The sequence below is a fragment of the Alishewanella aestuarii B11 genome (genome assembly GCF_000280055.1).
Lineage (GTDB): Bacteria > Pseudomonadota > Gammaproteobacteria > Enterobacterales > Alteromonadaceae > Alishewanella > Alishewanella aestuarii.
The window spans coordinates 1-14,213 of the sequence record NZ_ALAB01000015.1 but is presented as its reverse complement, the minus strand read 5'-3'; the positions used below and the strand labels follow the sequence as shown (position 1 = coordinate 14,213).

General features: G+C 52.8%; 14 protein-coding genes. 1 reads left to right on the top strand and 13 read right to left on the bottom strand.

Annotated features, from left to right (window positions below; translation table 11 throughout):
- Positions 1–27 precede the first annotated feature (27 nt).
- The 13 genes from cysN to ccmA all read right to left on the bottom strand — a co-directional run bounded on the left by cysN (position 28) and on the right by ccmA (position 11,744).
- Complete coding sequence (cysN, locus tag AEST_RS06785; protein ID WP_008607988.1) at positions 28–1,431, bottom strand: sulfate adenylyltransferase subunit CysN; 1,404 nt, start codon at positions 1,429–1,431, stop codon at positions 28–30.
- Between the two features lie 17 nt (positions 1,432–1,448).
- Positions 1,449–2,357, bottom strand: a complete 909-nt coding sequence (gene cysD / locus AEST_RS06780; protein WP_008607987.1) for a sulfate adenylyltransferase subunit CysD — start codon at positions 2,355–2,357, stop codon at positions 1,449–1,451.
- Between the two features lie 211 nt (positions 2,358–2,568).
- Entirely contained in the window at positions 2,569–3,693 is a 1,125-nt protein-coding gene (gene wecB, locus AEST_RS06775) for a non-hydrolyzing UDP-N-acetylglucosamine 2-epimerase (protein WP_008607986.1), read from the bottom strand.
- A gap of 106 nt (positions 3,694–3,799) precedes the next feature.
- Positions 3,800–4,603 carry an MlaA family lipoprotein gene (locus AEST_RS06770; protein WP_008607985.1) on the bottom strand — a complete coding sequence of 268 codons (804 nt, stop codon included), beginning with the start codon at positions 4,601–4,603 and terminating at the stop codon, positions 3,800–3,802.
- 1 nt (position 4,604) lies between these two features.
- Positions 4,605–5,834 carry a c-type cytochrome biogenesis protein CcmI gene (gene ccmI / locus AEST_RS06765; RefSeq protein WP_008607984.1) on the bottom strand — a complete coding sequence of 410 codons (1,230 nt, stop codon included), beginning with the start codon at positions 5,832–5,834 and terminating at the stop codon, positions 4,605–4,607.
- Positions 5,831–6,334: a cytochrome c-type biogenesis protein gene (locus AEST_RS06760; protein ID WP_039925226.1), complete on the bottom strand. Its 504-nt coding sequence runs from the start codon at positions 6,332–6,334 to the stop codon at positions 5,831–5,833. Before AEST_RS06760 ends, ccmI begins: the two co-directional genes overlap by 4 nt.
- Complete coding sequence (locus AEST_RS06755) at positions 6,331–6,909, bottom strand: redoxin family protein (protein ID WP_008607982.1); 579 nt, start codon at positions 6,907–6,909, stop codon at positions 6,331–6,333. Before AEST_RS06755 ends, AEST_RS06760 begins: the two co-directional genes overlap by 4 nt.
- Positions 6,902–8,863, bottom strand: coding sequence for a heme lyase CcmF/NrfE family subunit (locus AEST_RS06750; protein ID WP_008607981.1), 1,962 nt, complete (start codon positions 8,861–8,863; stop codon positions 6,902–6,904). Before AEST_RS06750 ends, AEST_RS06755 begins: the two co-directional genes overlap by 8 nt.
- A gap of 3 nt (positions 8,864–8,866) precedes the next feature.
- Positions 8,867–9,397 (bottom strand): cytochrome c maturation protein CcmE, encoded by a 531-nt coding sequence (gene ccmE, locus AEST_RS06745; protein WP_008607980.1) that lies wholly within the window; start codon positions 9,395–9,397, stop codon positions 8,867–8,869.
- Positions 9,397–9,690, bottom strand: coding sequence for a heme exporter protein CcmD (gene ccmD / locus AEST_RS06740; protein ID WP_008607979.1), 294 nt, complete (start codon positions 9,688–9,690; stop codon positions 9,397–9,399). Before ccmD ends, ccmE begins: the two co-directional genes overlap by 1 nt.
- Complete coding sequence (locus AEST_RS06735; RefSeq protein WP_008607977.1) at positions 9,687–10,424, bottom strand: heme ABC transporter permease; 738 nt, start codon at positions 10,422–10,424, stop codon at positions 9,687–9,689. The genes ccmD and AEST_RS06735 overlap by 4 nt, the downstream gene beginning before the upstream one ends.
- A gap of 1 nt (position 10,425) precedes the next feature.
- The gene (gene ccmB / locus AEST_RS06730) at positions 10,426–11,091 is read right to left on the bottom strand and encodes a heme exporter protein CcmB (RefSeq protein WP_008607975.1); all 666 of its coding nucleotides are present in this window, start codon (positions 11,089–11,091) and stop codon (positions 10,426–10,428) included.
- The gene (ccmA, locus tag AEST_RS06725; protein WP_008607974.1) at positions 11,085–11,744 is read right to left on the bottom strand and encodes a cytochrome c biogenesis heme-transporting ATPase CcmA; all 660 of its coding nucleotides are present in this window, start codon (positions 11,742–11,744) and stop codon (positions 11,085–11,087) included. The genes ccmB and ccmA overlap by 7 nt, the downstream gene beginning before the upstream one ends.
- Positions 11,745–11,938: 194 nt before the next feature.
- On the opposite strand from ccmA, the gene fliK reads away from it, so the two are divergent.
- Entirely contained in the window at positions 11,939–14,017 is a 2,079-nt protein-coding gene (gene fliK, locus AEST_RS06720) for a flagellar hook-length control protein FliK (protein WP_008607973.1), read from the top strand.
- Positions 14,018–14,213: the final 196 nt, after the last annotated feature.

Genomic DNA, 14,213 nt, shown 5'->3' with positions numbered 1-14,213 from the left:
TGACCGGTACCGGAGTGCTGTGGATAACTACTGGTTTTGTAGTTGGGGGAAGTGTTTACGCAGTAACTGGATTAACTCATATTCAAAGGCAGACAATCCCTCGATAGGAGCTTGCGTCGGCTGCTGATTCACCAGCGCGGCTTCGATCATCCCCGCGCCTACTGTCAGGTTGCTCAGCCTGTCGATGATAATAAAGGCGCCGGTTTGTTTGTTTTTGCTATAGGCATCAAATGGCATTGGCTCGGCCAGCTTCAGATCGACCAGGCCAATTTCATTCATCGCCAAGACTTCTGCCGTTTTTTCAGCCAGGGTGTTCACATCTATACGGTAATGCAACTTCTCAACTTCACCGGATGTGGTCTTGCAGGCGAATTTAATGTAGTACTGCCGCTCTGGCTTCATCGCATTTTCATGCATCCAAATCAGTTTGGCGCGCAGGCGTGATGACACGTGCGGCAAGGCATCTTTTTTCACCAACATATTGCCGCGGCTAATATCCACTTCATCATTCAGGGTCAGCGTGACAGCCTGGCCAGCGTGAGCTGAAACCAGGTTACCATCGAAAGTAACGATCTCTTTGACGGTAGAGACTGTGCCTGATGGCAATACCCGCACCGCGTCACCTACTGCGATACTGCCTGAGGTAATGGTGCCCTGAAAGCCCCGAAACTCGGAGTTTGGCCGGCTTACCAGTTGCACCGGGAAGCGAAAATCTTCATTGGCGACCGGACTGATGTCGATGTTTTCCAGATACTGCATCAAGGTTGAACCACGGAACCAGCTTAGCTTTTCACTGGTGTTCACCACATTATCGCCTTCCAGCGCCGAGATCGGCACAAAGCGGATATCCGGAATATCTAACGCCCCAGCCAGTTGCAAATAATCTTCCTGAATTTCCTTGTAGCGACTTTGCGAATAATCCACCAGATCCATTTTGTTAATGGCTACGATCACATGCTTGATGCCCAGCAATGAGCAAATAAAGCTATGTCGCCGGGTTTGGGTTTGTACGCCTTTACGCGCATCAATCAGGATGATCGCCAGATCACAGGTCGAGGCACCAGTAGCCATATTACGGGTATACTGCTCGTGGCCTGGCGTGTCAGCAATAATAAATTTGCGCTTATCGGTCGAGAAATAGCGATACGCCACATCGATGGTAATGCCCTGCTCGCGCTCAGATTGCAGACCATCAACCAAAAGTGCCAGGTCAACTTTATTGCCCTGCGTGCCGACTTTTTTACTGTCTTCGGTAATAGCCGCCAGCTGATCTTCAAAGATCATTTTGCTGTCGTGTAACAGCCGGCCGATCAGGGTACTTTTACCATCATCAACACTGCCACAGGTAATAAACCGCAGTAACTGCTTGTTTTCGTGTTGTTTTAGGTAGGCCAGAATATCTTGTTCAATTAATGGTGATGCATGACTCATAACGATAACCTCTGACCTTAAAAGTAACCTTCAATTTTTTTCTTTTCCATCGAGCCACTGCTATCGTGATCGATCACCCGCCCCTGCCGTTCGGATGTTTTGGTCAGCAGCATTTCCTGGATAATCTCCGGCAGCGTTGCGGCAGCGGACTCTACTGCGCCCGTCAGCGGATAACAGCCCAGGGTTCTAAAACGCACTTGTTTAAGCTGCGGCACTTCGCCATCTTTAAGCGGCATACGCTCGTCATCCACCATAATCAGGGTGCCGTCGCGCTCGACCACCGGCCGCTCCTTGGCAAAATACAACTTAGGAATTTCGATATTTTCCAGATAGATGTATTGCCAAATATCCAGCTCGGTCCAGTTTGAGAGCGGGAACACGCGGATACTTTCGCCTTTATCGACCCGGCCATTGTAGATGTTCCACAGCTCCGGGCGCTGATTTTTCGGGTCCCAGCGATGGTTGCGATCACGGAATGAGTACACCCGCTCTTTGGCGCGGGATTTTTCTTCATCACGCCGTGCCCCACCAAAGGCAGCATCGAACTTATACTTATCCAGAGCCTGTTTCAGGCTCTGGGTTTTCATAATATCGGTATGCTTGGCACTGCCATGGCTAAAAGGTCCGACATTCAGTGCCAGGCCATCCGGATTGATGTGCACCAGCAGCTCAAAACCATGTTGTTTCGCCATCTGGTCACGAAACGCAATCATCTCTTTGAATTTCCAGGTGGTATCGACATGCAACAGCGGGAACGGAATTTTACCGGGGTAAAAGGCTTTGCGCGCCAAATGCAGTAGTACAGAGGAGTCTTTCCCTACCGAATACAGCATCACAGGATTCTCGAACTCGGCAACCACTTCACGGAAAATTTGAATAGACTCGTTCTCGAGGGCTTTTAGATGGCTCAAGCTAGGTGTGGCCATAACAACTCCAACATCAGGATAAGTAATGGCGGCAGCTTACCAGAACGCTAGCGCGGCAATTATCGTGTTTTGGAATAACTTATTTCCATCCAGATGTCTGCAACTTATCCACAGCACTCCGGTACCGGCCTGACCTCTGAGGTCTTACCGGTACCGGAGTGCTGTGGATAACAGTTTTCCCAAAAGGGAGTGCTGTAGGTATGAAGGCGGGTTAGCGGAGCGTTTTCAAACTGGCTAAAATGCGGCTACAGGCGTTGCCATCACCATAGGGGTTATGGGCAAAGCTCATACTCTCGTAGTAGCTGCTATCGGTGAGTAATTTCGTCACTTCGCTGACAATTTTTGCTTTGTCGGTACCGACCAGTTTAACCGTACCGGCGGCAACGGCTTCCGGCCGCTCTGTAGTATCGCGCATTACCAGCACTGGCTTACCTAAAGACGGAGCCTCTTCCTGAATACCACCCGAGTCGGTTAATACCAGATAGCTGCGGTTCATCAGGTAAACGAATGGCAGATAATCCTGTGGTGGGATCAGATGCACATTTGACACGCCGCTCAGCAGCCGATAGACCGGCTCCTTTACATTAGGATTCAAATGCACCGGGTACACGATGTCGCAGTCCGGGAAGCTTTTCGCGATGTCAGCCAGGGCAGCACAGATCTGCTCAAAGCCACCACCGAAACTTTCGCGCCGATGGCCCGTAACCAGAATCATCCGCCGCTCAGGCTGGACAAAGGGAAACTGCGCAGCAAATTGCTGATTTAATTCCGCATTGCCTTCAATCTTTGCCACCACTTGCAGCAAAGCATCGATAACTGTATTCCCGGTGATCACGATATGCTCAGGTGCAACCCGCTCGGCCAGCAAGTTATCCGCGGAAGTTTGGGTTGGCGCAAAATGGAGCCGGGTTAAGGCACCAGTTAATTTACGGTTTGCCTCTTCCGGCCAGGGACTATAGATATTGCCGGTACGTAAGCCTGCCTCAACGTGGCCCACGGCAATCTTTTCATAATAACAGGCCAGCGCAGCGGCAAAGGTCGTACTGGTATCACCGTGTACCAAGACGATATCCGGCTGGAACTCACGCAGTACCGGTTTGATATTTAACAGAATACTGGTCGTAACATCATACAGGTCCTGACCAGGCTTCATGATAGCAAGATCGTACTCAGGCTTGATCTCAAAGAGTTTTAATACCTGATCCAACATTTCCCGGTGCTGACCGGTGACGCAGACCCGGCTATCAAAGGCGGCATCCTGCTTTAACTGATTAACCAGCGGCGCCATCTTGATGGCTTCTGGCCGGGTACCGAACACGCTTAGTACTTTAATCATTTTGTCCCTCTGTTTCTTAACCTGGTTAGGTTTGCCAGCTGGTCAGAGCGGTACCGGAGTGCTGTGGATAAACTGGTCAGACCGGTACCGGAGTGCTGTGGATAAGTTATTCGATTTCGTCGAGGAAATCGAGGGTGTCGTCATCCAGGGTTTCTTCCGGTGGCGGTGGGTTGCCGTCGTAGATCTTAAAGCGTTGGCGCTGGAAGTAGGCTTCCTTGACAAACGAGTAAGGATCAAGCGAGTTGTTCAGCATGTCTTCCACCTGCATCAGCTCTTCGCGGGCATCCAGCGCCATAATCGCCGCGCGGGTCAGGGTTAGCGGGGTATTTAACAAGCCCAGCGGGAAATACAGGTTATCAACAATACCGCCCGCGGTACCGCGGATTGTTGTTGGGCCGCGCGCCGGCACCATTAAATAAGGGCCATCACCAACGCCCCAGACGGCCAGAGTCTGGTTAAAGTCTTCATCGGCCGGTTCCAGGCCCATTTTTCTGGCTACATCAAATAAGCCGACGATGCCAACGGTGCTGTTTACCAGAAAACGGCCAGCGCTCACTGCGGCTTTTTCCGGCTTGGCTTGCAATATGCTGTTTAGAAAACTGGCCGGCTCACCGAGATTATCGACCACATTCTTCAGGCCTTTGCGCGCAGGCTTGGGCACTATCGTCATATAGCCGACCGTTGCCGGGCGCAGCAGATACTCGTCCAGCACATCGAGGTTAAAGTCAAATAATGGCCGGTTCACCCGCTCCCAGGGATCACGCGGATCGTCATACACGACAGTCTTCGGCGCTTGTTGCCCGGCAGTTCCAGCTGTCGCGGCTTGCTGCTCTGCTTGTTTTGAGCTGGCACAGCCAGTTAGCAATACCGCCGTTAGCAACAGCGCGACACTTTTTATCGGAGATAACATATTACTCTTCCAGAGTTAAGGCTAAACGAAGATCAGTTGCTGTAAACTCCAGCGGCGCTGATACCACTTCAACATCCTGAGCAGTGCGCTCCACTGAACCTGACACTGCCATACGCGCTACCACTTCAATAAGTTCAGCCTGATTCAGATCCCAACCCGGCTGCATCGCATCGTCGACCGTCAGGGTAACATTCAGCACTCCCGCCTGCATCGGTAAACGCTTCGCGGCCAAAGGCACGGCCGGTCCGCCTGCGGCTCTGACAAAGACCAACAGTACGGCGTCCGGATGCGCGGTGGCGAGCTCATTACTGACTTGTAACGTCAAGCTTACTGAACGGCCAGCGGTCTGTGCAGCGGAGCTGCTGACCAATGTCTCAGACGCCGCAGCTTTTAATTCGTTCAAACGTTCCTGCACCACCACTAACCGCGGATCATCCGGCTCTAACCTGTCTGCCAATAACTGCCAGGCGGCGGTCGCTTGTTCGTTGTCACCGCGCTCATAGGCGATTAACGCCATCAGCGAAATAGCATCGATGTTTTCCGGCTCGCGCATTAATACCTTGGCGACACTCTGGCCGGCTTTGGCCAGATTCAAATCGCCACCCAGCATAATCAGGGCCTGACTGTAACTAATCAACACCGGCGTACGCTCCGGCATCAGCTTTAACGAGCGCTCAAACGACTCTACCGCTTCCTCCAGCATGCCAAGTGTCATCCACACCCGACCCAGCAGCATCCAGGCAATGGCATCATCCCCCTCTTTTGCCAGCTTGGTGCGCAGCGCCAGCGAGAATAACTGCATATCACGCTCACCCATAGGTTCGCCCTCCCCCAGCAACGCGCGCTGACCAAAGGCCGGTAAATTTTGCTGTGCATATTCCCAGTCGCCAAGCTGGCGGTAGTGGCCATTCTGACTATAGGTCAGCCCGACAATTACAGCCGTTAACAGCACCAGCGTCAGATGAAACATGGCCTTATGCCGCGGCTGCTGATAGCGTATCGCCTGCTGTTCCTGCTCCAAAAACTGCTGTTTTAACTCGGCCGCAGCGGTGCTGAAATCCTGCTCTGCCAGCTCACCGGCATCCCGGGCCAAGGCCAATAATTGCAGGCGTTCTTCGAATAACTGCGCCGGAGTCTGATTATTCTGAGCGCTGGCACGGCGGGGCCAGCAAATAAAAATGGCACTTAACGCCAACATGGCGAGTGCGCCGGCGAATAGCTGCCACATCATGGTTTGGTACTCCGGTAGCGTTCAATAATTTGGTCCAGTTGCTGATCCAGCGCGGCCTGTTGCTGGCTTGCTGGCGCTGTCTCCTCGCAGGGCTGTTCAGCGCCCTGCATATTGCGTTGTAGCGCACGGCGGCGCAGTTGAAACAGCAACAAGCTAACCAGCACCAGTACAGGTAATAGCCACAACCAAATGGTGATCGAATTGACCGGCGGCTGATAATGCACAAAGTTGCCATAGCGGTCGATCATAAAATCCAGTACCTGCTGCCGGCTATAGCCCTGTAACACCAGTTCATGGGTTTTTTCGCGCATATCGACCGCGACCACGGCATTGGAGTCGGCGATATTCTGATTCTGACATTGCGGGCAACGTAGCTCGGCCGTTAACTGCGCATACAGACGCCGTTGCTGCTCAGACTCAAACTGCAACAGCTCCTGACTGGTGCTGGCGTGCAGCTGTGCTGCCGCCAGCAGGCATAACACCATTACGAGTCTTATCATGGTTTGGCCGCCCATTGCTGATAAATTGGTGCCAGCTTACTGCGCCACACCTGCGGGTTGATATCACCGATATGATGCGCCCGCACTATGCCGTTGGCATCGACAATAAAATGCTCCGGAGCACCGCTGACGCCCAAATCCAGCGACAAGCGACGCTGGCGATCCAGAATATTGAACTGATAGGGGTCACCAAAGGCCTGCAAGCGGCTTTGCACATCGGCTTGCAGTTTGGCTAAGTCGAACACTTCACCGAACATCGGATCTTCCGGCAATACATAGTACAAGCCAATAATCCGCACCCCCTGCTCGTTGCGCAGCTGGCTCATATAACCGAGCTCAGCATTACAGGTTGGGCACCAGATCCCCCAAACATTTAGCAGGTAAGCCTCGCCTTTCAGGTTCTCTGGCGTCCAGATTTGCTCTGGGCTCATCAAGTCCGGTAGGGCAAATTGCGGCAGCGGCTTGCCAATAATGGCAGAGTCACGCTCGCGCGGATCAGAAAATAAGCCGCTGAGCAAAAACAACGACAAACCCAGAAACGCCAGTAACGGAATATAAAACAGGACTTTACGCATGTTGGGCTCCCGCTTGGGTGCCGGTACGGCGGTAGCGTTTATCCAATAACGAAATCAGGGCACCGATAGCCATTAACAGGCCGCCAAGCCAGATCCAGCGCACAAAGGGTTTTACGTAAACCCGAATCGCCCAGGCATTTCCCGGTAGCGCTTCGCCCAACGACACATAAAGATCGCGGCTTAAGCGGGCATGGATAGCCGCTTCGGTCATCACCATGCGCTGAATGTTGTACTCGCGCTTCTCGGCATGTAAGTGGGTAACATAGCGCCCATCAACGGTGCGAACATCGAGCTCGGCCGCTTCGCCGCCGTAGTTAGGGCCATTTAGTTTATACACATCCTGTAATTCAAACTCATAGCCGGCCAGTACTACCCGATCGCCAATTGCCATCCGCACATCACGCTCTTCGCTGTACGTCAGCGTCATAGCAATACCGACGATCATTACCGCAAAACCGATATGCGCCACTGTCATGCCGTAATGCGATGCCTGTAATTTAGCTACACCGGCAGTTACTGAGCCAAACTGTTGTAAACGCTGATAAATTTCAAACAAGGCCGATACACCAACCCAGGCACCCAGCAACAAACCAAGTAGCGCCAGATTAGCGGCGATGCTTTGGGTGGCGGCCATAGTACCCAGCGCCAGTATCAGCGCAAAAATAGCCACCAGCGATAACGGCTTTAACAGCGGTGCTGCTTTTTGCTGCTTCCAGCGCACCCAGGGACCTAAGCCCAGTAACAGTGCGAAAGGAATATTCAGATAGTAGAACATCTGGTTAAAAAACGGCTCACCAATCGAAATTGAGCCCAGACCCAGTTCTTTATGTACCAGCGGAAACAGGGTACCCAGCAACACCACCAGGGTAGCGGTGAGCAGAAAGACGTTATTCCCCCACAGCATCACTTCGCGCGAGAACAGCTCATAACGGGCCTGGCTGCGCACTGAATGCATTCGGCTGGCGTACAGCAGCAGCGAGCCGCCAATCACCAATAGCAGGAAAATCAGTAAAAACACTCCGCGTTCCGGATCGGCAGCAAAGGAATGCACCGACACCAAGACGCCGGAACGCACTAAAAAAGCGCCCATTAAGCTTAGCGAAAAGGCACCCAGTGCTAAAAGTACGGTCCAGGATTTAAAGGTGCCGCGCTTTTCGGTCACCGCCAGACTGTGAATGAGGGCAGTACCGACGAGCCAGGGCATAAAGGAGGCATTTTCAACCGGATCCCAGAACCACCAACCGCCCCAACCCAGCTCTTTATAAGCCCACCAGCTACCCAGCATAATGCCCAGGGTTAAAAACAACCAGGCCGCCAGGGTCCAGGGCCTTGCCCAGCGTGCCCAGGTACTATCGAACTTGCCACCGAGCAGCGCCGCAATGGCAAAAGCAAAGGACACCGCAAATCCAACATAGCCCATATACAGCAACGGCGGATGGATAATCATGCCGTAGTCTTGCAGCAAGGGGTTAAGATCGCTGCCTTCTACCGGATAAAACGGCAGGCTGCGCTCAAAGGGGTTGGACATAAACAACGAGAAGGCAATAAAACCAACGTTAATAAGCCCCATAATGCCGAGGATCCGTCCCTGCATCAGCAATGGCAGACCTTTGGAATACTGCGCCACCAAGGCGGTCCAGGCGGCCAGGATCATCACCCATAGCAGCATCGAGCCTTCGTGCGAACCCCAGGTTGCCGTTAGCTTAAAATACCAGGGCAAAATTGAGCTGGAGTTGGAAGCGACATTAATGACGGTAAAATCATCGTGGTAGAAGGCCCAACTTAACGCCAGAAAGGCCAACAGCGTAAATACAAACAAGCCTACCGATAAAGGTTTAGCCACCAGCAGTGCCCGCTCATTGGCGGTATAGCTGCCAATCAGTGGAATAACACCCAGCAGTACCGACAGCGCAAAGGCGAATGTCAGCGTCAGCTGACCAAATTCAGGGATCATCGCCTAGCCTCCGTAGTTGCCAGTACTGCTACTATTATTTTGCTGCGGGTTTTGCGGTGGATTCTGCTGCCACTGGCTGGGTGGCACATGGCGGATGCCTTTTACCGCTTCGGCCACTTCCGGCGGCATATATTCTTCGTCATGCTTAGCTAATACTTCCGAGGCAACCAGTAGCGTTGGGGCTTTCAATATGCCCTGCGCGACTATGCCCTGCCCTTCGCGAAACAGATCCGGCAGAATACCGTCATACTCAATGGTCGCGATTTCACCGCTATCATCGGTTAAATCAAAACGCACCCGTAAACTGGTTTCATCACGCTGTACCGTGCCCGGCACTACCATGCCACCCAGACGCAACCTTTGCCCTACCTCGGGCTTCACTTTATTTGGGCCTGTGCCACTAACCAACTGGCCCGGGGTATAGAACAAATTAATATTCTGACTCAGCGCATATAGCATGGCGCCAACGGCACCGGCCATCAGGCCAATCACCAGGATGATGGAAAACAGGCGTTTCTGACGTCTTGATTGCATTAGGTCTGTTGCTCCTGATACTGCTTAACACGTTGCTCGCGTGCCAATTTTGCTTCGAGCTGCTGTTTAAATTGCCGATGATTAAAATAACTCCAGATGATTAACCCAATTAGCAAAAGATAGGTTAACGCATAGGCCAGCCAAACATAAAAGGCATAACTGACACCATTACTCGCCATTTGTAGAAAATCGCTAAAGCTGGCGAAATAGAACGGAAAAAGACCAAAAAGTTTCTGCGGGATCTCTGCAGCGGCACTAAAAACCAGTGCGAATTCAACAAGACTGTGCATCATACTTTACCCACCAGTTGTTTTACCCAGGGCCTGTGCTGCTCGTTTTCCAGAATGGCAGTACGCAACCTTACACAGGTTAACCATAACATCACTAGCTTAAAGGCCAGTAAACTCATTAATAATGGCCATAACATACTGGGATCAATCGACGGCTTGGCAAATTTGGTGATAGTTGCACCCTGATGCAAGGTATTCCACCATTCAACTGAAAAGTGAATAATGGGCAGATTAATGGTACCAATTACTGCAAGTAAACTGGCTACCTTAGCCCCGGTTTGCCGGTCAGAGAAGGCACCATGTAATGCCATTACTCCAAAATATAAAAATAACAGGATGAGCTGTGATGTTAAGCGTGCATCCCATACCCACCAGGCGCCCCACATCGGTTCACCCCAGGCCATACCGGTCAGCAGAGCAATGGCGGTGTACACCGCGCCAATAGGCGCTATTGCCAGCACCGCCCATTGTGCGGTTTTAATTTGCCAAACCAGAGCAGTAAAAGCAGCGATCGCCATCGCCATATAGGCCCCCATCGACATAATGGCCGACGGCACATGGATATGGATAATACGGTAGCTGTCACCTTGCTGGTAATCGGTTGGCGTAAAGCCAAGGCCCCAGATATTACCAAGCAGCAGCGTAAAGAGTGCGGCAGCCATTAACCAGGGCGAAAGTTTACCGCAAAAATGATAAAGGGTTTCTGGCTTGGCCAGCGGATGTAACCACTTAAACATATCAGCTCACATTTATCTTAAGCGCACTGCACACTGCCATCGGCACCAGTGCCAGCGCAAACAATACGATTGCCAGTAAAATTGCCAACTGTCCCTGATATGCTAATCCCATGCTGGCAGCTTCAATCGCCGCACTGGCAAAAATTAGCAGCGGAATATACAGCGGCAGAATCAGCAGTGCCAGTAAAATCCCACCCTTATCGGCAGAAACCGTAATGGCCGCGCCTAACACGCTCAATAAACTCAGCACCGGGGTGCCAAGCAGCAGAGTTAACGCCATCGCCTGCAATGCCGGCAGCTCCAGATTAAACAACAGCGCCACCAGCGGTGACAACAGTACCAGCGGCAAGCCGGTGCTTAGCCAGTTAGCACTGATTTTCGCCAGTACAAAGGGCTGTAATGCGTGCCGGGCTGCCACCAGTTGCTCTATCACCCCGTTACGGTAGTCATCCTTAAACAGCCGCTCGGCAGCGAGTAACACACTAAGCAGTGCCGCGATCCAGACTATCCCCGGTGCCATTATACGCAGCATATTGGGCTCCGGGCCAACACCTATCGGGAACAGGGTCAACACTATGATAAAAAACAGTACCGGATTGAGCCAATCAGACTTTTGCCGGGCCAGTAGCCGCAGTTCGCGTTGTAAAAAGACGCCGTAGCTTACCATCGGTAGTGGATCTCCAGGGCAAAGAGCCCGGCATACTGCAGGCTAAGCGGCTGATGGGTGGTCAGAATAATGGCGCCGCCCTGCTCTAAATGGGCGATAAAGTGCTGTTGCAAGGTGCCGATGGCCGTTTGATCCAGCGCGGTGAAAGGCTCATCCAGGATCCAAAGCTGTGCCCGGCTGGCCCAAAGCCGGGCAAGTGATACCCGGCGCTGCTGTCCGGCCGATAACATCCGGCACGGAATATCCTCTAAGCCTGCCAGCCCTAAACTGGCCAGCAACGCCAGATCATCGGCCGGCTTCAGATCAGTTGCCGCACGCCAGAAGCGTAAATTTTCCAGTGCAGTTAGTTGCTCGTGAATACCACTGTGATGACCAATAAAGCACAGGTTAGCCGCGTAATCGGCACTGACGTCAGATAGCGGACGCCCCTGATAATACAGCTCGCCTTCTTCTGGTCTGGCCAAGCCGGCCAGAATACGTAATAAGCTGCTTTTGCCGGCGCCATTTTTGCCTTTGATTTGTAATAGCTGCCCGGCGCTGACACTGAGCGATAATTGCTCGAATAGCACCCTGTCCTGCTTGACACAGCTAAGCCCGCTGGCACTGAGCAGCGCGGCTGGGGTGTGATTTAAAGTTGACTGAGTAAGATCCACTGGCCTTAACTATCGACTCTGCAAAAAATTGCGCGCATAGTAGCACAACAGGCGGCGAATACGAATCAGAACCGGTACTTAGCCATGATCCAGATCAGTATCTTCCACGCAACTTATCCACAGCACTCCGGTACCGGTCTGACCAGTTCAGCCGTAGCACTTTTGGTGAAAGCCAAGCTCAGGTCTGGAAAGTTATGGCGCCGCTGCATTCGGCTTACCGGGATATGTGGTTGATGGATCCACTACAGCCATTATCCGTTGGGGCACCGTTGCCGCCGTCGCCACAAAAACCCCAACTGTCACTGAATACGCCCTACCCGGCGCAATTGCTACAAGATGCTGACCCCGTGCTACGCCTGCAAGTTGGCGGGCGTGAACTGCGCTTGCCACTGCATCATTTACCAGCACTGCCGCTGACTCAGCCCCTTACAGTGAGTGTCAGCTTAAGCCAGAGAACATCGCTACAGCTAAATCTGAACCTGTCAGCAGCCAGCGTCACGGTGCCTCTTACCCCGGCCCAAGTTGCTGTGTTACAAGATCCCAAGGCGCTGGCCCTGCTTACCCAACAACTTAACCGCGGCGAAACACCCAGCCTGGCCGGTAGCCCGGTTCTGACGTCTGCCCTCAGTACGCTGCTGGCGGCAAAAATTCCGTTGCTGCTGAACCTGAATGCCAGCGGGGAGCTAAGCATTCAACCCGAACAACCCGCAAAAAGTTTAACTTTACCGCTCAGTGCGCTAAAAGATCCGACCTTGCTACAAAGCTTAGTTGCAGACAAACTGCCGCTAATGAAACAATGGTCAACAGCGACGAGTCAGGAGAGCACGATGAAACCCCTGAACCTGGATCAGGCCCTGCAACAACTCAGTGGCGTAAAAGTTGAGTTAAGCAGCGCCAAACTGCAGGCTGGCGCCGATTATTTCGCCCGTTTACAAATAAACGCCAAGCAAGGGCCGGAATTATTGATCCAAACTACGCAAGGCCCGGTGCGTCTGCCACTGCAACAACTCCCAGCCATCCCCAGCGGTGTTCCGTTAGTGCTGCAAATGCAACCGCTGGCCGATGGTGGGGTGCAGCTACAAGTTAAAGTGCTGGCAGGTGTCGCAACAGAGGTACCGCTTAGCAGCGCACAGCTGCGCCTATTACAGGACCCAAAACAGCTGGCGTTATTACAACAGCAGCTTAGTCGTGGTGAAGCACCGCCACAACTGGCCGGCGAGCCATTTAAACTACTTGCAGGCATCACGACTACGCCGCAGACCGTCACACTACAACTGTTAAACCAGTTAACCAATAATACTGCCGCGAGCAAAAGCCCGGCCGGCAGCCTGAGTATTCTGCCGATTGCCGCCGAGCAGCAACTGCAGTTAAGTCAGAAAGACTTGCTAAAGCCCTTGCCATGGCAAACCTCTGCCACAGAGCGCCCGACAGCGGTAAATCTGAATAACAGCACTGCCGTCGCCGAGCAGGGTTGGCGGCAACTGTTACCTTTACTTAGCAGCAGCCCGGCGCGGCTGGCAGCACTGCCGGAGATGCCGCCGGCTGTCGTTGCCCTGCTACAACAGATCAGGCAAGCACAACCGGATGGGCAACGCGTTTTAACTGTCGCGGAAGTGCAGCAGCAGTTACAGGCGGTGCTGCAATTTCAACCGCTGCAATTGCAGCCCAACACCAGTACCGGCGCCGGTACCCTGGCTATTGCCATTCAGCTATTGCTGGGGCATTTGTTGCGACAACCGTCAGCGCAAGCAGCCCGCAGCAATAGTGCCACTCAGACTATGGCGCAGCAGATCGGTCAGTTGGATAGTCAGCAAGCCAGTCAGCTGCTGCGGGCACTGGGCAGTCACAGTAGCTTGCTGCAGTTATCGCAGTTACAAAATGCCGATCTGCCACAGCTGCAACAACAGTGGTTTATTCCACTGGCATTGCAGCAACAGCAGGAAAGCCGGATCAGCGAGATCTTACTGGAACAACGGGAAGCGAAAGAGAAGAACGGCGCTGGCAAACAAAAACACTGGCAACTGACGATGAAGTTTGATTTGGGGCACTATGGCCAATTACTGGTAGTGGCTAAGCTGGCGGCGCAGGATCTGCAGTTACAGTTTTATACTGACCAGCCCGCCGCACTACAACAAGCAGAAAAATTTTTACCGCTGCTGACTGAGCGTTGTCAGGCGCAGGGGCTTAATGTTAGTCAGGCGGCTTGCCAGCTTGGGAAAATTCCCGACACCCTTGGCAGCCGACGTACCAGCCTGATCGCCACTCAGGCCTGATTTATCCTCAGCACTCCGGTACCACTCCGACCAGTTTATCCACAGCACTATATGAACGCCTCCTTTGCAAGGGTTTTTAACGTGTGCTGAGTTTGGATGGGCTGCGGCACTATATCCGGTCTTATTAATGCGGGGCGCGCCCCCGCTGACCCTAATGATTTCCGCGACTTTAGTCCTTACACTCCGGACGGTATCT